General features: G+C 61.4%; 18 protein-coding genes and 5 pseudogenes. 12 read left to right on the top strand and 11 right to left on the bottom strand.

From position 1 onward, the window contains the following. Positions 1-16: 16 nt before the first annotated feature. Positions 17-613, bottom strand: coding sequence for a TIGR01841 family phasin (gene phaP / locus HV670_RS23010; RefSeq protein ID WP_281362448.1), 597 nt, complete (start codon positions 611-613; stop codon positions 17-19). A gap of 75 nt (positions 614-688) precedes the next feature. Between phaP and HV670_RS23005 the strand changes: the two genes are divergently transcribed. The 4 genes and pseudogenes from HV670_RS23005 to HV670_RS22990 all read left to right on the top strand — a co-directional run bounded on the left by HV670_RS23005 (position 689) and on the right by HV670_RS22990 (position 3,196). After that, positions 689-877: a hypothetical protein gene (locus tag HV670_RS23005; protein WP_175107318.1), complete on the top strand. Its 189-nt coding sequence runs from the start codon at positions 689-691 to the stop codon at positions 875-877. A gap of 117 nt (positions 878-994) precedes the next feature. Further along, positions 995-1,285, top strand: a complete 291-nt coding sequence (locus HV670_RS23000) for a hypothetical protein (RefSeq protein ID WP_175107317.1) — start codon at positions 995-997, stop codon at positions 1,283-1,285. 303 nt (positions 1,286-1,588) lie between these two features. Then, positions 1,589-1,959: pseudogene (locus HV670_RS22995) on the top strand (hemerythrin domain-containing protein); the annotation flags it as partial. Positions 1,960-2,275: 316 nt separating this feature from the next. Further along, the gene (locus HV670_RS22990; RefSeq protein WP_175107316.1) at positions 2,276-3,196 is read left to right on the top strand and encodes a tyrosine-type recombinase/integrase; all 921 of its coding nucleotides are present in this window, start codon (positions 2,276-2,278) and stop codon (positions 3,194-3,196) included. A 231-nt stretch (positions 3,197-3,427) separates the two neighbouring features. Here the strand turns inward: HV670_RS22990 and HV670_RS30620 are convergent. Next, positions 3,428-3,520, bottom strand: a pseudogene (locus HV670_RS30620) (zinc-binding dehydrogenase); the annotation flags it as partial. A gap of 42 nt (positions 3,521-3,562) precedes the next feature. Next, positions 3,563-3,886 (bottom strand): sensor histidine kinase, encoded by a 324-nt coding sequence (locus HV670_RS22985; protein WP_246257842.1) that lies wholly within the window; start codon positions 3,884-3,886, stop codon positions 3,563-3,565. Positions 3,887-4,362: 476 nt separating this feature from the next. Between HV670_RS22985 and HV670_RS22980 the strand changes: the two genes are divergently transcribed. Beyond that, entirely contained in the window at positions 4,363-5,598 is a 1,236-nt protein-coding gene (locus tag HV670_RS22980) for an acyl-CoA dehydrogenase family protein (RefSeq protein WP_175107315.1), read from the top strand. Positions 5,599-5,722: 124 nt separating this feature from the next. Then, positions 5,723-6,229, top strand: a complete 507-nt coding sequence (locus HV670_RS22975) for an SAM-dependent methyltransferase (RefSeq protein ID WP_175107314.1) — start codon at positions 5,723-5,725, stop codon at positions 6,227-6,229. Positions 6,230-6,283: 54 nt separating this feature from the next. On the opposite strand, the pseudogene HV670_RS22970 reads toward HV670_RS22975, so the two are convergent. After that, positions 6,284-7,471 (bottom strand): annotated as a pseudogene (locus HV670_RS22970) (PQQ-dependent sugar dehydrogenase); the annotation flags it as partial. A 392-nt stretch (positions 7,472-7,863) separates the two neighbouring features. Here HV670_RS22970 and HV670_RS22965 point away from each other — a divergent pair. Then, positions 7,864-8,106 carry a hypothetical protein gene (locus tag HV670_RS22965; RefSeq protein WP_175107313.1) on the top strand — a complete coding sequence of 81 codons (243 nt, stop codon included), beginning with the start codon at positions 7,864-7,866 and terminating at the stop codon, positions 8,104-8,106. Positions 8,107-8,368: 262 nt separating this feature from the next. On the opposite strand, the gene HV670_RS22960 is transcribed toward HV670_RS22965, so the two are convergent. After that, complete coding sequence (locus HV670_RS22960; RefSeq protein WP_175107312.1) at positions 8,369-8,566, bottom strand: tautomerase family protein; 198 nt, start codon at positions 8,564-8,566, stop codon at positions 8,369-8,371. Positions 8,567-8,936: 370 nt separating this feature from the next. Between HV670_RS22960 and HV670_RS22955 the strand changes: the two genes are divergently transcribed. From HV670_RS22955 to HV670_RS22940, 4 genes are all read left to right on the top strand, one after another. Beyond that, entirely contained in the window at positions 8,937-10,142 is a 1,206-nt protein-coding gene (locus HV670_RS22955; protein ID WP_175107311.1) for a molybdopterin molybdotransferase MoeA, read from the top strand. Positions 10,143-10,571: 429 nt separating this feature from the next. Further along, positions 10,572-10,898, top strand: coding sequence for a hypothetical protein (locus HV670_RS22950; protein WP_175107310.1), 327 nt, complete (start codon positions 10,572-10,574; stop codon positions 10,896-10,898). Positions 10,899-11,168: 270 nt separating this feature from the next. Beyond that, on the top strand, positions 11,169-11,558 hold the full coding sequence (locus tag HV670_RS22945; protein WP_175107309.1) for an NIL domain-containing protein: 390 nt from the start codon (positions 11,169-11,171) through the stop codon (positions 11,556-11,558). Next, positions 11,555-12,373: a methionine ABC transporter permease gene (locus tag HV670_RS22940; RefSeq protein ID WP_175107308.1), complete on the top strand. Its 819-nt coding sequence runs from the start codon at positions 11,555-11,557 to the stop codon at positions 12,371-12,373. Before HV670_RS22945 ends, HV670_RS22940 begins: the two co-directional genes overlap by 4 nt. Here HV670_RS22940 and HV670_RS22935 read toward each other — a convergent pair. The 5 genes and pseudogenes from HV670_RS22935 to speB all read right to left on the bottom strand — a co-directional run. After that, positions 12,306-12,944, bottom strand: coding sequence for a DUF4136 domain-containing protein (locus HV670_RS22935; RefSeq protein ID WP_175107307.1), 639 nt, complete (start codon positions 12,942-12,944; stop codon positions 12,306-12,308). The two genes, HV670_RS22940 and HV670_RS22935, sit on opposite strands and share 68 nt — an antisense overlap. Continuing rightward, on the bottom strand, positions 12,941-15,403 hold the full coding sequence (locus HV670_RS22930) for a CHASE2 domain-containing protein (RefSeq protein ID WP_175107306.1): 2,463 nt from the start codon (positions 15,401-15,403) through the stop codon (positions 12,941-12,943). The genes HV670_RS22935 and HV670_RS22930 overlap by 4 nt, the downstream gene beginning before the upstream one ends. 47 nt (positions 15,404-15,450) lie before the next feature. After that, positions 15,451-16,869: a FecR family protein gene (locus HV670_RS22925; protein ID WP_175107305.1), complete on the bottom strand. Its 1,419-nt coding sequence runs from the start codon at positions 16,867-16,869 to the stop codon at positions 15,451-15,453. After that, positions 16,866-17,564, bottom strand: a pseudogene (locus HV670_RS22920) (response regulator transcription factor). The gene HV670_RS22925 and the pseudogene HV670_RS22920 overlap by 4 nt, the downstream one beginning before the upstream one ends. A gap of 1,237 nt (positions 17,565-18,801) precedes the next feature. After that, positions 18,802-19,701, bottom strand: a pseudogene (gene speB, locus HV670_RS22915) (agmatinase); the annotation flags it as partial. A 435-nt stretch (positions 19,702-20,136) separates the two neighbouring features. Between speB and HV670_RS22910 the strand changes: the two are divergent. Beyond that, positions 20,137-21,066, top strand: a complete 930-nt coding sequence (locus tag HV670_RS22910; RefSeq protein ID WP_175107304.1) for a 2-deoxy-5-keto-D-gluconate 6-phosphate aldolase domain-containing protein — start codon at positions 20,137-20,139, stop codon at positions 21,064-21,066. A gap of 114 nt (positions 21,067-21,180) precedes the next feature. Here the strand turns inward: HV670_RS22910 and HV670_RS22905 are convergent, their stop codons facing one another. Next, entirely contained in the window at positions 21,181-21,882 is a 702-nt protein-coding gene (locus tag HV670_RS22905; protein ID WP_175107303.1) for an HAD family hydrolase, read from the bottom strand. Positions 21,883-21,886 lie beyond the last annotated feature (4 nt).

Here is a 21,886-nt window from a genome sequence, read left to right as displayed (position 1 = left end):
CACAAAGGCGAGACGTTCATAATTGACGCTTCGGGCCGGCTTTGACAGATCTTGGCGCTGCCTCGGATGCCGCTCCTTCGGCAGTCGAAGCGCTTGCGTTGGTCGTCCTCTGAGAAGTTGCCCCGCTCGCTTCAAGTGCGCTCTCAGCCGTTTCGCTGGCAGCATCCGTCGTTTCGCTGGCAGCATCCGTCGATGCTGCGATAAGGCTCGAGACACGCTCGACCGGTTCCTGCAACGCCGACTGGCTCTGGCGTAGCGCCGATTCGAGTACGCTCTTCATGTCGATGCCGTACTGCTCGTAATAGCTGCGTGTCTCATTCAGGATATCGATTTCCGTCGCGCGGATGATTGACAGAAAATGCCGCGTATAGGCCGCCGCTTTCTCCGGAAGTTCGGCCGACAGGGTCGACTGCCAGCCCAGAAACTCGACGGGTTTCGCGCCAGAGCCTGCCTTCAAAATCGAGGTATTTTCTTCATACACCGTCCTGAGTGTCTGCACATTCAACTCGGTGAGTTGCTGGAGGCCGTTCATATATCGATTCGTCACGTTCATATATGTCTGGAAATTCGATCCTAAACCCGAGGAAGCCTGCTGAGAAAAATAAGGGAACATTTACCACTCCTAAAAATGTTTGTGCCGTGGCCAGGTAATTTCAGAACCCGAACGATGCACTTGCTGCGATGCAGCATGAAACCATCATACGGCAGTTTCCGGGATCGTCAAGCGCATTTTCAAAGTGTTTTGGATAACGAATTAGCGAAAAGTCCAGTGGGGCAAGAAGCCAATCATTCCATCAATACAATCGCGCTCCCGCAATGCTTCAATGTGAACTCGTGGAGCGCTTTCCGCACGCTGGAGCTATCAGCAGATGCGTGAATTGGGATTGAGTACAGCAGTTGCTCTAAGCATCATGCGGTCTAACTTATCAAGAAAGGGATTATGAAGACGGACAGCAAAATCACCTGTGCACTCGGCGCAGGAGCACTGGCTATCATGCTTGCCACTGCCCCGCTCGGTGCGTCCGCGCAAAACAACACTGGGGGCACGGCCAACGCATCGGGCACCATGTCTTCGGATAGTGGAGACACCGGAGCGATGCAGAAGAAGTTGTCGCCGGCGATGGGCAATAAGACGGCCAATCCCAATGATCCGAACACCGGCAATATCGGAAACGCGGGGGGTAGCGGCAAGGGCGGCGCCAACTCCGGCGGCGGGACCGGTGGGACTGGTGGCGGCGCGGGCGGGGCCGGGGGCGGTACAGGCGGGGTCGGTGGCGGCAAGTAAGGCTGCTTGATATCGGGTACCTCGGAGTAACACATCGAGGACCCCTTACTACAGGCTGTGTTATCAGAACGATCGTCAGGTTGGGCGAATTGCCGCGCACATGCTCGGCGAGATTGATGCCAGTCGCGCTGTTGGGCATATGTATGTCCGACGGTATCAGAGCGAAGAGATCGCCTTCGGCCCGCAGCTGCAGCGCCTTGTGCGCGCATCGACGGCATGTGTGACATCGCAGTCTATGAGATCACGGGCTTTCGCCAAGCGTCCCTTTCGCGCGGCGGTCTACTCGCTGCGCGAGCGGTGCCCTTCTATCCGTCCGCGACTAAGTCGATCGCATCTGAACGATCTTCCGTCGAAATGCGAGCGATCATCGACAAGCTGCGCGCGATGGGACCTGAGAATGCCGCGTACGACGAGCTATTTCTGCAACTGATGCGAGAAGTCATGCATCACGTCGCCGACGAGGAAACGGTGCTGCTACCTGCGGCCGAGCGCGCGCTAGAGCACGAGCTTCGTCCGCTGGGCGCGAAGATGACACGGCGCAGGCTTCAGCTATTGGGCCAACGCCCGCGGGAAATCGCTTTAAACACGGCGGGCACGTTACCGCTCGCAACGTTTTAATCGGATCGATGCTGCTGTACGGCGTCACGCATTGCCTACCGAAGTCGCGCAGATAGCGGCAGCCCCCGATTGATCACATGCCACCCAGCTTGGGCCCTGGCTTGGCTTGTCATGCGCGGACGCTCATCCTGGCGGCATCAACGCCGCCCGCCCCAGCAAGGGTTCACCACGAACAAGAGCCGTCGCTATGCCACTCATGTCAGATTGTTGTGCATTTAGGAGCCTTGCCAGTGTTATGGGGAGGAGAACCTGCATCTCGGCAAATAGACTTTTCGATTTTGAGCCCAATTTTTGTAGGCAGGGTTTGTGGGCGAATCGAAGATTCGTTAGGATTGGAGGTGACGCAACCTCAGTATATAAAATAACTAGTTTATGAAATTCGACGCTTCACCTTGGCACACGAACCCCGCTCGAGCCTTCAGGGTGTGGCAAGAGCACGAGGCTGCCGGCGCCGATCGAAGACCCTTTGCTGAGCGTTCGATCATCCAGCATTGCGCCATGTTCGATCGGTTCGCCCGCTATCTTGTCGAGCATGGAGTATCGCTGACCACGTTCGGCAACGATCACGTTGACTCCTTTCTGGCCCCGGGCGGGGGCTTCGCCGAAGACACGACGACGCGCATCCGGTACGCGAAACTGATCGACCGTCTGTGCCGTCATCTCGTAGACCTCGGCATCCGATCTGATAATCCGGGGTTTGACCTCTTGCGTCGTCTGCAGTGGCCAGACGAACCTGAGCCGGTATTCTTGCGGGAAGATGCCGACGCTCGCCTTCAGCTATCCATTCAGCCGGGAGTCACGGACGACGTCCGTCAGGTACGCAACAAGGCCGTTGTCGCCTTTCTGCTTGGCACCGGTGTTACAGCGACCGAGTTTCTGAGGGTGGCAACCGCAGATGTGAGGCTAGTAAGTTCACAACCCTATGTGACCGTGATCGCTCACGGCCCGCGACCGATGAGGACGGTCCAGATCGAACCGTTCGCTCTTCCGACCCTCGAGACATGGCTTCAAGTTCGAAGTGCAATCAACACCGACAGCCCCCTGCTCTTTCCAAACAAAAGCGGCAAACCTTATACCGTCGCCATGGTTGGCAATATCGTCCGCGACGCGTTGCTTGCTATCCACGTCCAAGCGGAAGAGATGAGTCCGCGCCTTCTGCGCAATACGGACTGCCGCCGGCGACTGCTGGCAGACTGCCCTCCCGACGAAGTGAGCTACCGGCTTGGTCTCGTATCATCGCGCACGGTCGAGCGGATGATTGCAACGCTTAAGGCCCGCCCTCATGACTCGTAGACCGCATTGATACTGCCAATCCTGTGCCACCTCTCGCCAACTGTGCGGCCTCGACCGCCGATCGCTTGCGGGTGAATCAACAGGCACAACCGATCCTTGGGAAATCAGTGTCGGCGAGCGAAGGGTCGCATGTCGGCCAAGTATGATCGGAGCCTGTGTGTCCGGAGCGCATCAACGTGCTGGATGACCAAGCTGAATTGCGGAACATGCACCGGCTGCTCGGTGACGTATCAGGCCTTTGTTCCTCGCCGCACCGAACGGTATCTTGTCGAGCAGTCCGCCATAGACCCCGGGCACCGATAACACGCCCGCGGGGCGGCACACTAAATCATCTCCCGCAGCGACCTGCGTAACGCATCATGAGCGCTATTTGCCACAAGGCAGATGTACAGAGAACACCGTTTCCGTCTCGTCGGATCGCGCGTCGATCTCGCTCCCATGGGCCTTGGCAATCTCGCGCGCGATATATAGTCCGAGCCCCAGGCTGCTGACGGAATCTCTGCCTTGATGGTACGGGCCACGCTGGAGTGGATCAAAGACGCGGTTGAGCGTCGAGCGATCGATGACGGCGCCAGCGTTCCTCACCTCCAGGAGGACTTCCGTGTCGCTACCGGTCGCTGTCACACGTACCGGCGCGTCTTGCGCTCGCGCTCCGTACTTAATCGCATTCAGAACCAGATTGCCAAGCAACTGCTGTAGACGTCGGCCATCCCAAACACTTTGCAGTTACCGGTCACGTCCAGATAGACCTGACGGTCCGGATGCACTACTCGCAACGGGTCCAGCTCATCGGCAAACAGCTGGACTAGGTCGATACTAGTCGGAGCGACGCTCCAAGAAAGTTCGACTTCGGGCGCTTCGCTTAGATCACAGTCACCATCTGTGGCTCAAGGTTGAGACTGGCCGCAGAGGTGCCGCTAGAACAGGACCAACGGTGGCACCGCCGGACGGCTCGCTCGCGAAGGGCCTTTTGACCATTGGATCCATCTTGTGATCCGCGCAGTGGTCTCAGCACTGAGTAGCGGGCCGACGGAGGCCGGACGCCTGTTGCGTCCTCGCGCGCCTGAGTTCTTCGACTCGCAGGAGGCGCGGGCACATGGCTTGCTTGTCGTCTGAGAGGACGCGCACCCAGCGGGCCCTCCAGCACGCCTTGAGAGGAATATGCCGTGAACGCAACACTTGCCTCCAGGCGGCCTGCCGAATTCCGCGAACCGGCGCGGGTTCCACCTGAAGCGGCCCATGCCGCACTGACGGGCAGCCTGTCCGCCCTGCCGGCGCACAGTACGGCGCCATCGACCGAAAACTCGCCGCGACAACACGGCACGGACACGCCCGTCAAACCCGTATTTACCGAGCCTGTCACGCAACTTGGCGGCGTCCTCGCGAATCTTGCCTTCGAACGCGACGATCCGGCCTCGGTCGGCAACGCATTGGCCACGCTGGTCGACGGTGGACTCGACTGTCTGCCGCTGCCCGGCCAGGGACGTACGCTCGAGCGCTGGCGTCTGCTTGCCGCGGTCGCCGAGCGCGATCTCGGACTCGTCAAACTGTTCGAAGGCCACACTGACGCGCTCGCGATCCTCACCGAACTGCGCGCAGTCTCGCCACCGTCCGGCAGCCGCTGGGGCGTCTGGGCGGCGGAAGCCCCCGACATGCGCGTGCGTATCGAGGCGCGCGACGGTCCCGCTGGCGGCGCCCCAAGCCTGGAGCCCGGCGAGGTTGACTTGTTCGGCACCAAGGGCTGGTGCTCGGGCGCGGTCTCGCTCACGCACGCACTCGTCACTTGTCGCGACCGCGCGGCGCGCCCGCAACTCGTCGCGGTCGCGCTTGACCAGCCCGGCGTCCGGATGTCGACGCGCAACTGGCATGCAGTCGGCATGGCCTCGACCGCGAGCGCCGAGGTCCACTTCGAACGTGTGCGTGGTCATCTGGTCGGCACACCCGGCGCCTACGTGTCGAGACCGGGGTTCTGGCACGGCGGCGCGGGTATCGCGGCCTGTTGGTTCGGCGCGGCGCGCATGCTTGCGCGCCACCTGCAAGCGGCCGCCAAGGAGAAGCGCGACGGGCATCGGGCCGCCCATCTCGGTGCGGTGGACGTCGCGCTCGACGGCGCCGCCGCCGTGCTGCGCGAGACCGCCGCATGGATCGACCGCACCCCGCGCGCGGATCCGATCCGGCACGCGCTGCGCGCGCGTCTGCACGTCGAACAGGCGACCAGCACGATCCTCGACCACGCGTGCCGCGCGCTCGGCGCAGGCCCCCTCTGCCGTAACGAAGCTTTCGCGCATTGCGTCGCGAACCTGCCGGTCTTCCTACGGCAGAGCCACGCGGAACGCGATCTCGCCGCGCTCGGCGACCTGCTCACACAACGGGAATCGGCCACGCTCGGATGGACACTCTGAACTCGCACATCCTCCCGGAACGCGACACGCCACAAGCCAAGTGGCAGGCCTGGGAAAGACTCGCCGCGTTGCCGGTAATCGCCCCAAGCCAGGTCGTAACGCCCGGTTCACGCGAGCCGCACTTATGAACGCCGGCCCCCAGCATTTCGATGCGCTGTTCGCGGCCAGCGATGACCCGTGGCGATTCCGTTCGTGCTGGTACGAACAGCGCAAACGGGTGCTGACGCTCGCGATGCTGACTCACTCGCGTTACCGGCGCGCGTTTGAGCCCGGCTGCGCGAATGGCGAACTCAGCGCCGAACTTGCGCTGCGCTGCGATTCGCTCCTCTCTTGGGACCTGAGCGAACGAGCCGTCGCGCTCGCGCGGCACCGGCTTACCGCGCATGGGCACGTGACAGTCGAACAAGGGGTGGTGCCCGACGAATGGCCGTCGGGTCGTTTCGACCTGATCGTCGTGTCGGAGATGGCGTACTACCTTTCGCCGGCCGATCAGGAAGTCCTTGCACGCCGTGCCGCCGATAGTCTCGAATATCGCGGCATCCTGCTCGCCTGCCATTGGCGGCGTCCGCTCGAGGATGGCACGACGCAGGGCGCTCCCTTGCATGCGGCGCTGCTGGCGGCCGGTGCATAGATCGGTGTAGAAATAGCGTCCCTGGATCTCAGGTACTGCGGCGCCTCGATATACATAGCCCCCGAGGATTGCGCAGCCTCCGCTTGCGTGGGTGTATTCGAAGACAGGGGGCGTCAGAGCCGTCGTATCGCAGGTGGCCGCGCCGACGCAAAACGTACCTTCGATTCTGTCCCAGCCATAATTCAGCCCGCCGCTTGTCGCCGGGGCGACGTTGACCTCCTCGCGCTCGGACTCGCCGACGTCCGCGATGTAGATCTGCCCCGTGATATCGAAGGAGAATCGCCACGGATTTCGCAGGCCGACTGCCCAGATCTCTGGCCGGCCGCCTGCGCCTGTAGCAAACGGGTTGCCAGAAGGTATCGCGTAGCCGTTGCCCCCCACGTCAATCCTCAGCATCTTTCCGAGTAAAGATGCTTTGTTCTGCGCATTACCGGCGGGATCATTCGAGCCACCACCGTCGCCGGGTGCCAGGTACAGCATGCCGTCTGGCCCAAAGGCTAGCTGGCCGCCGTTGTGATTCGATGCTCCTGGGTGCGGAACTGTCAGGAGCACCGTGCCGCTCGGATTGGCCACGTCAGGGTTGGCGGAAGAGACTTGGAATCGAGATACTGTGATCGCGCCATCGGCTGCGGTGTAATAGACATAAAACCGCCCGTTCGACGCGTATGCCGGGTCGAACGCCATGGACAGAAAGCCACGTTCGCCATCGGTCGAAGTCAGCGCGGAGATATCGAGATATGGCGTCGAGAGCAGCGTCCCGTCGCGGACGATCCGTATCTGCCCTGCTCGCTCGACAACGAAAAGACGGGGGTCATTGGCAGGCGCGGTAAGGAAAATCGGAGCGGTAAGTCCACTCGCTACCGGGGCCACGGTGAGGCGAAACGTTTCAGCAGGCCCATAGGCAATGGTGACTGCCGCCGAAGCGCCCGCAGTCACCGTAGCAGACTGACTTCGCTTAGTCGGGCTGTACAGCGAGGTGCCGTTCAGTACATGGTCAGCCGTGACGGTATAGGTTCCGGTCGCGAGATTCGCCAGCGTGTCGGATCGGCTCACTACCCGGCTGAACCCGCCAGGTCCGGCCACAGATACGTTGGCGGCCGTATCAGTCGGGAGGCCAGTTACCGAGAGCGACAACGCGCCCGCAGTCCCGCTCCCTCCCGAGCTACCAGAGCTTCCTGCAGCGCCTGAGGCTCCATCTCCAGAGCCATCGCCTCCACAGGCGGCCAGGAACAAAAGACACATACCGAGAACACGACATGACGCCCCACGGAGGAAGGAAATCATGACTAGCTCCTGCGAAGGAATTGTCCGGAATTGATGCGTCCGTTGCAGGTTTTACATCGCCAAACGTTTCTGAAAATCACCTGCAGTAGGCAGTACGGGCCTGCTTGCTCGCCCGAGCAACGAGGACGCAAGTATTTGGCCTAGCGGTACCTGAAGCCACGCGGATTGGTCTTCGCGGCGCAGCCCAGTCCTCGATGACGGACAGATGAGACAAGTTGAATTCCGTCGTGTCCTGCCCTCTCTTGCACGAGATCACGAAATGTGTCGCCTCTTCAGCAAAGCGAATAGCATGATCATTCAACTTATGGGTAATCCTGAAACCTGAAGGCCAAGGTTTCTCGGAGGCACTGATGAGACCGATCTCTTTTGCGCGCGCGGCATCGATCGCGGCCCTTGCGGGCTTGTTCGCGACGGCCGAGTCGGCGCAGAAGGCGCCGCTGCCTGACGGCGCATCGATGGTCAAACCGCCGCAGTCACCCGCGAGCGGCGTGGACGCGCACAATCCGGATAACATGCCGATCAAGCGACCGGAACAGCCAACTAACGATCCGATGTCGCGTCCGCCGCCCGCGAGCGGGCCAACCCCGAAGTAGTACGAGCGCGCGGCGAGAGCATCAAGTCTCGCGAGTGGCTCACCCGGGACGCGAGGCTCGTACTCTTCCGTTCGGCTGTTCTGCTCCGTCATCCAGCGCGCCGAAACACCCAATGCGCGGTTTCACCGCCCCAGCGACGAACGGGTCCGTCTGAAGGCTATGCAATCGATCCTCGAGATCGGGCTCAAGTCTGTCGCGCTGCTGAACGCCACGAACCGAGCCCCGAAGCGGAGCCATCGGAAGCCCGACCTCGCCATACGGTTTAAGACGTGCGCTTGCGCTCGCTGAACGAAATGCCGCCTCTTGACTTGGAGTCCGGTGAAGACTCCACGATCTGCACGACAACCTGCTCGGCGTCGACACCGAAGTTGTCGACCACGACTTTGGTAATCCCCGACATCAGCGCTTTCTTTTGCTCGGCTGAGCGCCCGGCTACTGCGTAAACAATGATTTCTGGCATAACGATCTCTAGCGGGTTGGCAAGGAATTGCAGCCGTAATCATAGCGGCACCGCACGGCATGCGCTTGAGCCTGTGCCGCATACCTTCGCGACGGGTCGAATCGAGGCCCTGTGTCAAGCACCTGGTGGGTCAACGTCGAGACTGTGATCCTGCCATAGGGCGGAAATTGTATCCCCCACGTCTTCTGACAGGGCCGCCGGTCTGTCTGCGGGGAGTCTGTAGCTTGCCGATGCGGCCCACTCTGTACCCTTTCGCTGGCCACCGCTTGCGTACGATGCTTCATGCGGAATGCGGGTGGCCCTGACGCGATGCCCCGCACTCCCCTGTCCCGAAGTGAAAAGATACCCTGCGATCCAACCATCGAACACCATGCTGACCTTTGACGACGCTCAACAGCGGCTCGTGCATGACGCGCCCTCGCCGACACGCACCGAACTGATTTCCATCTATGGCGCGGCGGGCCGCGTGCTAGCGGAACCGATCCACGCGGTGCTCGACCTGCCGGCTGCAGACAACAGCGCTATGGACGGCTATGCGATCCGCCACGCGGACTTCCAGGCGGGCCAAGCGCTGCCCGTGCAGGAACACTGCTTTGCCGGTGAGACGCCGGCGCCACTGGCGCAAGGCCGCGCGACGCGCCTCTTTACCGGCAGCATGATTCCCGAAGGCGCGGACACCGTCGTCATGCAGGAGCATGCACGCGAGATCGACGGCGGCGTCGAGATCGACGCGGTACATTGCGCTGGTCAGCACATTCGCAGACGGGGCGAGGATATTCGCGAAGGCCAGCTCCTGTTGCCGGCCGGGACCTTCGTGCAACCGGCACAAATCGGGCTCATCGCGGCACAAGGGATCGAGCAGGTCAGGGTCTTCGCCAAGCTGGAGGTGGGCATTCTGACGTCAGGTGATGAACTTGTCGAAGCCGGCAACGTCCGGGCTCCCCAGCAAGTGTTCAACAGCAATGCGCCGATGCTTTCGGCGCTCGTCGAAGGCATGAATGCGAGAGTCTCCCGTGTCCTCCTATCGCGGGACAACGAGTTCGAGCTGCGGTGTGCTTTTTCGCAACTGCTGACTCAATGCGATCTGGTCATTAGCGTCGGGGGCGCTTCAGTCGGCGAGAAGGACTTCATCAAGCCCGTGCTCGAATCGATCGGCGGCTCGCTTGCATTCTGTAGAGTCCTCATGAAGCCCGGCAAGCCGGTTTTTGCCTCCTACGTCGCGGGCAAGCCCGTGATCTGCCTGCCCGGCAACCCCGGTGCCGCATTCTCCGTGTTCGCGCTGCTGGTGAGTCCGCTGATCAGGCACATGCAGGGTCGCGCCAACGTCTTCCCCCCCGTCTCGCGCATTCCGTTGCGCGGAGTGACACGTGGTGGCGGGGATCGAGACGAATTCCTTCGTGTGCAATGTCGTCCCGCCGACGACGGGCAAGCGGAACTCGTTCCGTTCGCGGAACAGGGCGCCGGATCGGTGAGCTCGATGGCCTGCGCGTCTGGTCTCGCTCGCATTCCAACCGGAAGCCAGTTTTGCGCCGGAACGAGCGCCGCTTATTACGACTTTCGCCATTGGCTGGAATAGCGATTCTGTCCACCTTGCCCCTGCCGTCAACCTGGACCGAACCGACGGTCCGCAAGGTGACGTTGGCTCGAAACGAAATTCCTGCCCGTGAACGGGTGGAGGCGCGGTTGACCTTCGACATCAATTGATGCAGCGCACACCGCCGCAACCTGCACGATTCCAGGCGGACGCCACTCTGGGAGACCGATTCAACGGCTTGAGGGATGGGCAGCTTTTCCCGCACGCATTCGCCACTCGAAAGGAACGGGACCTGTCTGCTTGCGGTGGAGCGTTCTATAGTAAAGAAGCCGCCACTCGTCGATTGGCTGAGAACCGTGGGGCAGCATTGCGCCGACTTGCTCCGGCAGACGAGACGGACTGTGCGACGTGGGACCAGGAAAAACGGTGCCCAATTTCGTCGTCGAACAACCTTCTAGAAGGAGCTTCATCATGCTGCAAGCTAGCGAAATCCAGAAGCGTTTCACGCATCTGGAGCAAACCATTGAGAAAGCTTCACAGGCCTGTCACGCCGATGCTACGCTGCCCAAGGAGCTTATGGACTGCGTTGATCAGCTGGACAAGAAGTCGGAAGGCGGAAAGAAAATAATGGAGTCGAAGGACGAAAAGCGCATGCGTCAATGGATAGACGAGCTGGAGCAAGTCGGCGACCGTGCGGATCAGGCGTGCCAACGTGCGCCCAAAATCAATGCGAAAGTCAAAAGTGCAATCACCTCGGTTCATGCCGAACTTTCTGATTTAAAAAAACAGTTGCATTAGTCTGCTTTTTGGGCGGGCAGCCCTGACGCGGCCTGACACGAAGGTAACGTTAGCCGTTGTGTACCAATCCGTGTCGCTCGCCCATGGCATGTTTTTTGGGAGATCAAATGCCCGCCTTTCACGAGAAGCACATCCTGACCACACTTCACCCCGCCCCGCGCCTATTAGTTCCGTAACTCAACGACGCACGTCTGATTGCGTGGGTATCTGCAATCCGCTAAAGAGTCGGCTCTATTCACCCCACGGCGAGAAATCGTCGAAAGCGGCAGCGTGCGCGACTTGATCGCGAATTCGCACTCGCGGATCGGGCGGCAACTGCTGCCGATCAGGCCGAGCTTGGCTCCGGTCGCCCATCACGCTTCGCTCGCGCTCGAGGTTTACTATGGCGCGCAGGCCGCCGTGCGGGCCGACTGGATCAGCCTCGTTGGCGAAACATTGCACGCGCGGGTATCGGTCCACGGCGGCATCATCGAAGACATCCGCGCGCGGACTGCCGGACGCCTGCAGATCAGCCTTGCGTTTCATCAAGGTGTTCATCACGACACGGCGACCGTGATCCGCTACCTCGAATCCCTCGGCCTCGCGGCGACCGTGCTACACGCGGTCGAGCCGTCGCCCACCGCCGCTTTCCCGGCCGAATTCGTCTCGGAGGCCGCATGAGCGCGCCGACAAACGAAACGCTGGTGCTCGGCAACGACACGCCGTGGTCCCAGGTCCACACGCTGCTCGGACCGGCCTACGCCGAAACCTGGTTGATGGTCGGCGTGGTAATGGTCTTTACCGTGCTGATCGGGGGCCTGCTCGGCATCCTGTTGTTCAATACGTCGCAGCGGGGCCTGTTCCCGCACAGGCTGACGAACCTCGCGATCGGCTGGATCGCGAATATGGGCCGTTCTCTGCCGTTCCTAGTGCTGATGGCCGCGGTGATTCCCGTTACGCGGGTCATCACGGGAACGACGATCGGCATTCCCGCGGCCGTCGTGCCGATGGTGCTCGCGGGCATCCCGTTCTTTGCGCGGCTCGTTGAAAACGCGCTGCGCGATTTGCCCGAGGACGTTTCCGCGGTCGGGCTCGTCTCGGGAGGCTCGACGCTGCAGATCATCTTCACCGCACAAATCCATGAAGCGCTACCGAGCCTCGTCTTGGCGATCACGCTCAACGTGATCTCGATGATCGAATACTCGGCGATCGCCGGCACGATCGGCGCGGGCGGGATCGGCTATCTCGCGGTTGTCTACGGTTATCAGCGCTTCGACAACAACATCATGATCTCGACGATTGTCGTGCTCGTGCTGACCATCCAGCTTGTCCAGTACACGTGCACCAGGAGTCGGCATACGCGACGCCGGTACACGACCAAGTCCGAACGCAATCTGGAGATGAATCCCCTGCGCCCTTGGTTATTCTCTATTTCGCGAGCGGTTCAACAGAAACGACCTCGGGCGCGCCATCCGCACCCACCTCACGCAGCTTGACTCGCCAATCAGGATGCCCGGCATAAGGAAACTTCGCGAGTGCGCTTTTCACCAGATACGGCGTCGCACCCGTGGCATCCTCGTCGCCATCTCGTTCGGTAGTCGAAACCTTGTAGACTTCCCGGCCGTTCGCCCAATCGAAAAATCGAAGCGTGAGCGAGTGCAGGTAGGGTCCATGTCCAACAGTGGGCCTTACCTCGAGCGGCACACACCCCACCGCGTCGGTTCCCTTGTTGGCCACGTTTGTGCCGGACCCGCCGCAACCGCCCTCCTTGATGCCGACGGAAACTGGATGGGTGTCATAGGCGATCGACAGCCGGTAGTGCGGAAGGGGCGCCGAGTCTGGCGACGCCGCGACAAAACCGTATCCGGCGAGTTCGTCCCGCACGCGTTCTTCGTATCGCTGATGGGCAGGGTCCGTTGCCTGCAAGGAGGTGCGCGCGAGACTATAGGTACGCCCGGGTTCAAGCGGACCTGGTGCACCGGAAACCCGCGCGTCCGTCTGCACGTACGCACATCCCGTCAGACTTGCCACGACGACCGCAATGCCACAGGCAAGTAAAATCCTCACGTCGCCCCCACTTCAGTGCGGCCATCATCCGGCGTTTCGTCGAGCGACGGCAAGGACACCGTGAATGTGGTGCCCTGACCCGGCACACTCCTGACCCGTACCTCACCGCCGTGACGCGTCACGACGATCTTGACGAACGCCATGCCGAGCCCCGCCCCACCGACTTCCGGCCGATCGGCCGTGTGAAACCGCCGGAATCGCTCGAACAAATGCTTCTGCTGTTCGAGCGGTATGCCATACCCCTCGTCTCTGATCATACATTGCACATACGTGGGCAGCGCCGGGTCTTCGACGATCCGGCAGGCGATCCGCGTGTCCGGAGGACTGTATTTGATCGCGTTGTTCAAAATGTTCACCAGCGCGCGGGTCATCAACGAGGGGTCGACGTTGACCCACGCGGCGCCAGCCTCGACCGGCGTGTCGATGTGGATGCGTTTCGCCTGCGCCTGCGGCCAGACTTCGTCGCAGGCGTCGATGACGAGTTCGACGAAGCTCACGGGCTCGAGCTCATACCTCTGCGACTCCGCGCGCTCGAGCTGGACAAAATCGTCAGCAAGCGTAAGCGCACGTTGCGCATAGCGTTCGATACGATCCAGCAGCGCCCGCGTATTGTCCGACTCGATTCGCGGGCGTTCGAGTTCCACGAGCGCAAGGATCGACGCCTGCGGTGAGCGCATGTCGTGCGACAGGAAGCGCAGCGCGTCTTCGCGCCGCCGCTCGGCGGCATGCAGTTCGGTCACGTCGACCAGCCCAGCGATCCAGCCGGTGCGCGAGCCTTCGGCGTTCGTGCAGGTCGCATAGCGCAAGAGATGATCACGCCCTTCCCGATCGCGTACCTCGACGCCGTCCTTCATCACGTCCGCATAGCCACGGGTCGGATCGAGCGCCGCGGGCCACAGCAAGTGCGCGGCTGTTGCGGCCGAGGCGTCGATCGTCTTTACGAGTGTCAGAATCTCGAATGCCGCCGACATCCTGCGGCCTTCGGGCGACGGTTCGCCGAGCGCCCTGAAATGGGCCTTCGCCGCCTGATTGGCAATCAGCACGACACCGTTCAGATCGCTGACGAGTATCGGCGCGGGCACGCTGTCGAGACTGTCCCAGACAAAACGCTTCATGTCCTGCATGCGTTGCGCTGCGCGCGCCATCAATGCCATGTGACGTTCAAGCTCGTCGCCGCCGAATTCGTTCTTATGCGGAACATCGGGCAGCAGATTAGGCTCCTCGGCGAAACGCTGCAATTCCCTGCGCAGATACGACATCGTCATCTCGAGCCGTCGCCAACTCCAGATCGGATACACGACAACGAGTCCCGCAATGGGGGGCACCGGGGACATCCACAGGTTCCGGTAATAGAGCAATGCCGCGCTGCCGGCAAGGGCCACGACGCACAACCCGACGGTCAAGGCCAGCGAGCGCCAGGGCGAGAGCATCAGGAAACCTGCGAGCAGGACTGCCAGCAGCAACAGCGAGACGATGGCAAGCCATGCCCCGCTCGACTGATCGATCGCACGCGCATTCAACAGCATATCCAGCACGTTCGCATGAGTGAACACACCCGGTAACGGTCCGATCTGGCCCGATACCGGCGTGGCAAACCGGTCGTACAAACCCGAGGCCGTCACGCCGATCACGACGATCTTGCCGTGCAGATCGATTTCAGGGGCCTCGCCCGCGAGCAGGCTGACGAAGGACACTGTCGCATACGATGCGGATAGCGGGCTGAACGGAATCAGAAAGCGGACTTCGTCCGCGGTCATTGGCATCCGAAAGTCCACGCCCTTGAAAAGCCGCCTGGGCAACAAGCCGGGGCCCGTCCCATCGGGAAGCGCACCGCGCGCGACGTTCAACTGGTCCGTCGTCACCAGCGCCCCGCGCGTGAAGTCGCGATAGACCGGCATCATGAGCTGCGGCCAGCGGGCATCACCTTCGAAGAGTGCGACGCTGCGCACGATGCCGTCGCCGTCGACTTCCAGATTGATGTGCCCCAGTCCCGCGGCGGCGCTCGACAACTGCGCCTCCGGTGTGACGACCTCCCGCCCGCCACCGGGCGTCACGGGACTCAGCAGGACCGGAAGATAGGTGGGCGTCGCCGCGAGTGCAGCCGCAAGCTCGCCATCGCCCTCGGCGGGCTCGGTGAACAGCACGTCATAGACGACCGCTGCGGGCTGGGCCTTGGCGATCGTATCGAGCAGCCTCGCATGCGTGCTGCGCGGCCAGGGCCAGCGGCCCAGCGCCGCAATGCTCGCGTTGTCGATCGTCACCACGACGATCTCGGACGAAGGGGCGAGAGGACGAAGACTGAGCAGGTGATCATAGACGAGCCGGTCGACACTCGTCGTCATGCGCCAAGCGGCCCCTGCCACGATCACGATGATGCCCAGGCAGACGACCGCCAGCCACTCGACGATAAAGCGGCGGCGCACCGACCGTCCAAGACTCGGGGGAGCGTCGAAGTCCATGCTCGAGGGCGGCCCGGTCAGCGGGCGGCGAGATGTGAAATTGTGTGTCAATAGGCAAGCGTAAACGACTGCACCGCACTGCCCGTCTCGTCGAAACGCCCGTTGTCGAATCGCTCGGCGATCACAGTCCAATAATAGACACCGCGCGGCAGGTCCGTGACGACGATCTGCCGGCCCGCGAGATCGGTCTTGTCGAAAATCGGGTTGTGCAAGTCCGGCGTGCTTGCAAGCACGAAGCGAAAGCGGGTTTCGACGCCTGTTTGGCTCATGAGCCAGCGGAACTGATAGTCGTGGCTTCCCGGCTCCGGGACCGCCGACGCCGCAAGCCCAAGGTGCCGACGCTCGAACGCATAGACCTGCGACAGCCCCTCGAGCCCTTGGTCGTCGGTGCCCGACACCCGCACAAAATAGGTACCGTCCGCAAGCTCGTCGAGCGCGGCGCGCGGCTGCGCCACATGAAGCTCGCACATCACGTCGAGCATCCCCGCATCGCGCCCGATCTGCACGCGGTAGGTTGATGCAGCGGCGAGCGGCACGAGGTCGAATACGACATCCTGTGCATCCTGCAGTCTGGCGGGATCGACGAGCGTGGGAGCCGCGAGCAATGCGACCGGCTCCCCTGCCCTCGCCTCGCCATGGGTCACGCTGCCGAACCGGGCCGGTATGAGTTGTAGCGCGGACTGTCTGGCGGCTAGCGCATCGACGCCGACCGTTCCGTCGAGCACTTCGACTGTGGTCGCCTTGCTGTCCCGAAGATAATTCACGCGAAACCGGGTGCCGCGGACTCCGGCCGCGACTGACGGCGAGCGGATCTGAAACTGGTCGCCGGGCTTCGGTGCGTGCATGACCTCGCTGTCGACTTTGCCCTGCCGCAGATTGATCACTCGTTCTGTCGTACCCGTGAGCGCCGTCTTGCGCAACGTGCCGAGATCGATCGAGCTGTTCTGTGACACGCTGACGTGAGACCCGTCGTCGAATTCCAGCGTGACGAAGGCGCCCTCGCTCGTGCGTATGCGGTCCCCTTCGGAGAGCGTTGCACCCACATTGAGCGGCATCAATGGGCCCTTGCGGAATGCACGTTCGACTCGCCCGCTCGTCGCCACGACGCGCGCCGCCAGATGATCGCGCTGCAGTAGCGCAACCGGCAGGCGCAAGGTGATGCCGGGCCGCAGGCGGCGCGGTTCCCTCACAAGATTCATGCGCCGAAGAACGGTCCAGTCGCCCGGATCGAGCAGGTATCGTGCAGCGATGCCGTATAGGCTGTCACCCGGCCGCGTCACGTAGGTCGCGGTAGCCCGCTGCGTCTGCAGGACCGGTTTTGCGGCACCGGTGGCTGCGTGCGACACCGACGGCAGCGCGCCGAATATCGGCACGAGCACGGGTACCAACACGGGTACGAGCGCGGCAAGCATGCCCTGGACACCGCGCTGCAAGGCACGCCCATTCGACGCGACCGAATGGGTCATACGGCCTCCGGTTCGACGGTCTCGAGGCGATATCCGTAGCCGTAGATCGGTGTCAGCCGATAACCGTGTTCGGGACGCAGCCCGAGTTTCGTGCGCAGCATCGACACGTGAGTGTCCATGGTACGCGACGGGATGTCGATGGCCTGTTTCCATATCCTCTCGAGGATATGGGCGCGCGACAAAGGCCGGTTCAGATACTAGAACAGCAAAAGCGCGAGCTCGAACTCCTTTTGCGTGAGTATCGCCAGCTGTCCTCGTACCCGTACCTGACGGGCCTTCAGATCGAATTCGAAATCGTCGTAGACTTCCCTGATCGCCGCGGGGTCGTGTGGATACGCGCGCCGCAGCAGCGAACTGACCCGCGCAAGCAGAAGCGCGCCCGACACGGGCTTGACCACGTAGTCGTCCGCGCCGAGGTTGAGCATCGAGGTGACGTCACTCTCGTGGCTGCGACTGGTCATGAAAAGCACGGGCAGGTGCACGGAAAGGCTTTGCCGCACCCAGCGGAGGACTTCGTCTCCCGCCATGTCCGGGACGTTCCAGTCGAGCAGGAGCAGGTCGAACGTCTCGCGGCGTAAGTGCTTCACGAGCACACCGCCCGCTGAAAACGGGTGACAGATATGTCCCGCCGCCGACAAGGTCTGACACGCGAAATCGGTCTGGGCAGGATCGTCGTCGAGCACTGCGATTCTCATCGTCCGGTGGGTCAACGTGCTCTTGCTGGTTTCTGTCTCGTCCATGTTCGATTGGCCACCTTCCGGCGTGGGAATACCGCGCTCAAATAGTCGAGTCCCTCACCTGCAAATACGTTCATTGCCAAAGCCCACGCGTTTTTTCCCAAAATCCGGGTAACCATCGTCCAGCCTTTGCATGCGGCTTTGACACACCCACCCTGTGTATTTGCTTAGGTAAGCATATCCCTATACTCGCATGACGCGCTGCTTGGGATTAGTCGCGTGCGTTGCTTCAAGCAGAGGTCGTTTGGCTTGTACCCCGTTTGGCCGCGTGGCGCATCAGCAGCCGTGTGTTGCGCCTGCTGTTCCGGTTCCTGCCAGGCACCAGCCCATACTCGATCATCAGTGCCTTTGCGGCTTCGCTTTCTTTTCTCAGTCGGATAATGAGTCGCTGCAGGTCCGTGCTATTCGTCATCGCTGTTACCGATTGCAACGTGGCTGTGAACAATATATCGGGTTTTGTGAAGCACTCATGTAGCGGGTGATTCCGGCGACATCAGCGCGGCCCATGGGCTCGCGATTTCTTGCGTCGCGACGCAATCAGGCGCCTTGCTGGAATGAGGGGGCTGGGTCGGAATACCCCACGCACTCAACAGCGGATTGAAATCGGCGTCGCTGCGCCTTCCAGGCGATCGGCCGGCAAGCGGGTACCGCGGCGGAGCGGCGATCTTTCGCGTCATGCAGCACCTCACGAATGGAACTGGAAGCATACGTTCGACGGACTGCCACGAGTTTCAAGGATCGATAAATCCCGCTAGAAAAACGTCAAAGATTGCAAGGAGACCAGGCTACGCACGCATCTTGCGCACGGATGCGGGGTGGTCGGTCAGCCTTGGCATCGCCGCCACACGTTCGCTCCGACTCATTGGATATTCGATCGCTTGAAGGGCCAGTCCTCATACTCCGAGAGCCTGAGCCGGAATCGCGCAACATTCCCGAGATACAGGCAATCGAGGTCCGACTGAACCGCATCTACGAAAGAGGGCATGTCGTGCGCGGCGACGAAGCTTTGTGCAAGCGCTTCGACTTCGTGCCGGCTGCCATGAAGCTTGCCCCGGATGACTTCCTGGACGGTTTGAATCAAAGCCTCGCGATACTTAAGCCGGAACGTATTGGGTTCGCCGACGGATGGCCGGATGGCCGGATAACGCTGACGCGAGCGCTCGAAATGTTCGGCGACGCCCTGCCCCCTTCCCTTCGCGAGCTTTTGTTCGTTCATCACGCACAGGAGGTCCGCCGCAATGTGCGCCGCAGCGAGTCCCGTGATTTCGGCGTGGTCATAAGCCGGGGCAACCTCGACGACGTCGGCACCCATGAGATTCACGGGTGTCATCGACCGGATGATTTCAAGCGCCTGGGCCGAAGTCAGGCCGCCCGGCACGGGTGTGCCCGTTCCCGGCGCGAAGGCGGGATCGAGGCAGTCGATGTCGAATGTCAGGTAAGTGGGTGAATCGCCAACGATCGACAGGATGGTCTCGATCGTTCTTTCAACGCCGTGTTGATGGACCCAGGGCGCCGACAGCACCTTGATCCCCATCGTATCGTCGTTCCACGTCCGGATACCGACCTGGACAGAGCGGGCAGGATCGATCAAGCCCTCACGCACGGCCTTGTAGAACATCGTCCCATGATTCAGCGAATCGGGCTGCTCGTCAGGCCAGGTGTCCGTATGAGCATCGAAGTGAATCAGACTCAGCGGTTTGCCATATTTCTCGGCATGGGCGCGCAGCAGCGGATAGGTGATGTAATGATCGCCCCCGAACGTCAACATCCGTGCGCCCGAAGCGAGGATGGTCCGCGCGTGGGCGACGATCGCGTCGCGGATCGTCAGCGGATTGTGCGCATCGAACCAGCAATCACCGTAGTCGACGACCTTGAGGGTCTCGAACGGATCGACGCCCCAGGGAAACGGCTTGAGTTCGCTGAGCTGTGCCGAGGCCGCTCGAATCGCCGCGGGGCCAAAGCGGCTGCCCGGCCGAAAGGTCGTGGCCAGATCGAGCGGAATCCCGGACACCACGACATCGACGCCCGCAAGTTCCCTTGTCTGCGGCCGGCGCATGAAGGACATGATCCCCGCATAGGTCGCATCGGGCGGCATGCCGGACGCCGCGGAAGACTTGGGTGCTCCGCTGGACGACGAAGACAGCGAGGTGGGACTGGCGGACATTCTGAAGACTCCAATCGGTTGGACTGCGCTGGCGTATTTTTTCCTTCAGACGATAAGGAATTTCATCATGGCTGGCACTGTACACGACCGGATGGGCGACTTGTGTGTCGCGGCGCTGCGGCGGGCATTTATCTTGCTCGCAACAGCGACGCCTTCATCAAGGCGGACTTTGGTAATTGTCAGCAGTTCTGATCTGCGCGAGCCGTTGTGTGGCACATAATGGAACGGCTGCACGCCGCGTTGCAAACGACGGTGAGGTTCCTTTCGCGCAGCGCATTCTCTATTTTCTGGTGCCGTTCGTTCAACGGCATGCACAAGCATCCATCCATCAGGCGAGCTCGGCCGCCGTCGCAAAGGAGAATCGACATGACCCTTGGCTACAGCAAACCCCTCTACATTCTGCCTTTCGATCACCGCGCTTCGTATATCAGCGGGATGTTCCACCTCAAGGCGCCGTTGACCGACGATCAGCATGCCAAGGTATCGGACAGCAAGCGGCTGATCTATGAAGGCTTTCAGCACGCATTGAAAGACGGTGTTCCTAAGGAAACCGCCGGCATTCTCGTCGATGAAGAGTTTGGTGCAGAGATCCTTCGTGATGCGGCGAAAGGGCAGTACATCACCGCGATGTCGACCGAGCAAAGCGGCTCGCCGGAATTCGAGTTCGAGTATGAAGATTTCGCGAGTCACCTCGAGGCGTTCAAGCCGACTTTCGCGAAAGCGCTCGTGCGTTACAACCCCGAGGGCGACGCGGAACTGAACAAACGTCAGACCGCGCGGCTCAAGGCACTCTCCGACTATTGCGCCGAACACAAGCAGCCCTTCATGTTCGAGTTGCTGGTGCCGGCGACGCAAGCCCAGTTGGCAAAGGTCAACAACGACAAGAACGCCTACGATACGCAGCTTCGTCCCATACTGATGCGCAAGGCGATCGAGACGTTGCAGGAGGGTGGAGTCGACCCGTCGGTCTGGAAGATTGAAGGCCTGGATTCACGTGACGATTGCCTGAAGATCGTTGAAACGGCACGGCGTGGCGGGCGTTCGAATGTCGGCTGCATCATTCTGGGCCGAGGTGCGGACGACAAGAAGGTGGCAAGCTGGCTCAAGACGGCTGCGGCGGTTCCCGGCTTTATCGGCTTCGCAGTGGGCCGCACGAGCTTCTGGGATGCGGTAGCCGATTTTGAAGCGAAGAAGATCAGCCGCGAAGAAGCCGCTGCGAGGATCGGTAAGCGCTACCGGGAATGGGTCGACATCTTCGAACGCGCACGCACGTCGGCACGCGCCGAAGTCCAGTAATCAACGCACAGAAGTACAGAGGGGCGGTGGCCTCACCGCCCGTCGTGGCACGCTTGCCACCCAAGCCTGCCCAGCATAGTCACGCTGAATGTCATTCGCCACGCTCAAGGCAGCTCAACGAATGTGTGTCGCTGCTCCTAGCATGGCCGGGATATCGAGGCCCAAGAGATCGCCGATGTGCTCGATCGTCACGTCCGGCGTGGGGAATGAGGCGAGCTGCTTTGCATCGAGCGCATAGTGTCCCTGCCGCGGGAAGACGGTTGTCAGCTTGCTGCCCCAGGCCGCCTTCATCGCCGCCAGAATCCGCACCTTGTCGTCGATCATCACATAGCGCGTGGCCGGATGGTGTTTCGCGACGGCATCGAGCATCTGCTCCTTGTGGATGTAGATCAGGACATTGCCACCGACAGCTTCCCACAGACCGGAGCGCTGGATCTTGCGCGGCTGGAACACCACGTCCCCATCCGAAAGAATCACGGTCGGTCCGATCTTGCTCAGATGGTGGATCACATCGAGCGCCCGTGGATACAGGCGGTCCGAAAAAGGATAGTCGACCAGAAACGATGACATCAACAGCAGGCGGGGATTGTCGGGATCTTCGTTTCGCAAGCGCTGCAAGGTGCCAAGATAGTCGGTGTAGCCGAGTTCGGCGCGCAGGTCTTCGAAGATTTCGAAGTAACGCTTGCGGCATGCGGTACCGAGTTCAGTTTGCAGATGCTCGCTCAGATCCTGCGAAACACGATCGTTGTCGAGCAAAGTATTGTCGACGTCGATCAGGAAAACAACCTCGGACGGGGCGGCGGAAGGGGCATTCATGAGG

The sequence above is a fragment of the Pararobbsia alpina genome, assembly GCF_902859895.1.
GTDB classification, from domain to species: Bacteria; Pseudomonadota; Gammaproteobacteria; order Burkholderiales; family Burkholderiaceae; genus Pararobbsia; species Pararobbsia alpina.
Note: the sequence above shows the minus strand (reverse complement) of the source record. Positions and strands in the feature narration are given on the sequence as shown.

Excerpts from the sequence above, each read along its gene's own strand:
- HV670_RS22960 (WP_175107312.1), bottom strand. The coding sequence starts at position 8,566 with ATGCCAGAAATCATTGTTTACGCAGTAGCCGGGCGCTCAGCCGAGCAA.
- HV670_RS22965 (WP_175107313.1), top strand. The coding sequence starts at position 7,864 with ATGAGACCGATCTCTTTTGCGCGCGCGGCATCGATCGCGGCCCTTGCG.
- HV670_RS22930 (WP_175107306.1), bottom strand. The coding sequence starts at position 15,403 with ATGGACTTCGACGCTCCCCCGAGTCTTGGACGGTCGGTGCGCCGCCGC.
- HV670_RS22905 (WP_175107303.1), bottom strand. The coding sequence starts at position 21,882 with ATGAATGCCCCTTCCGCCGCCCCGTCCGAGGTTGTTTTCCTGATCGAC.
- HV670_RS23005 (WP_175107318.1), top strand. The coding sequence starts at position 689 with ATGAAACCATCATACGGCAGTTTCCGGGATCGTCAAGCGCATTTTCAA.
- HV670_RS22990 (WP_175107316.1), top strand. The coding sequence starts at position 2,276 with ATGAAATTCGACGCTTCACCTTGGCACACGAACCCCGCTCGAGCCTTC.
- HV670_RS23000 (WP_175107317.1), top strand. The coding sequence starts at position 995 with ATGCTTGCCACTGCCCCGCTCGGTGCGTCCGCGCAAAACAACACTGGG.
- HV670_RS22950 (WP_175107310.1), top strand. The coding sequence starts at position 10,572 with ATGCTGCAAGCTAGCGAAATCCAGAAGCGTTTCACGCATCTGGAGCAA.
- HV670_RS22975 (WP_175107314.1), top strand. The coding sequence starts at position 5,723 with ATGAACGCCGGCCCCCAGCATTTCGATGCGCTGTTCGCGGCCAGCGAT.
- HV670_RS22940 (WP_175107308.1), top strand. The coding sequence starts at position 11,555 with ATGAGCGCGCCGACAAACGAAACGCTGGTGCTCGGCAACGACACGCCG.
- HV670_RS22955 (WP_175107311.1), top strand. The coding sequence starts at position 8,937 with ATGCTGACCTTTGACGACGCTCAACAGCGGCTCGTGCATGACGCGCCC.
- HV670_RS22925 (WP_175107305.1), bottom strand. The coding sequence starts at position 16,869 with ATGACCCATTCGGTCGCGTCGAATGGGCGTGCCTTGCAGCGCGGTGTC.
- phaP (WP_281362448.1), bottom strand. The coding sequence starts at position 613 with ATGTTCCCTTATTTTTCTCAGCAGGCTTCCTCGGGTTTAGGATCGAAT.
- HV670_RS22910 (WP_175107304.1), top strand. The coding sequence starts at position 20,137 with ATGACCCTTGGCTACAGCAAACCCCTCTACATTCTGCCTTTCGATCAC.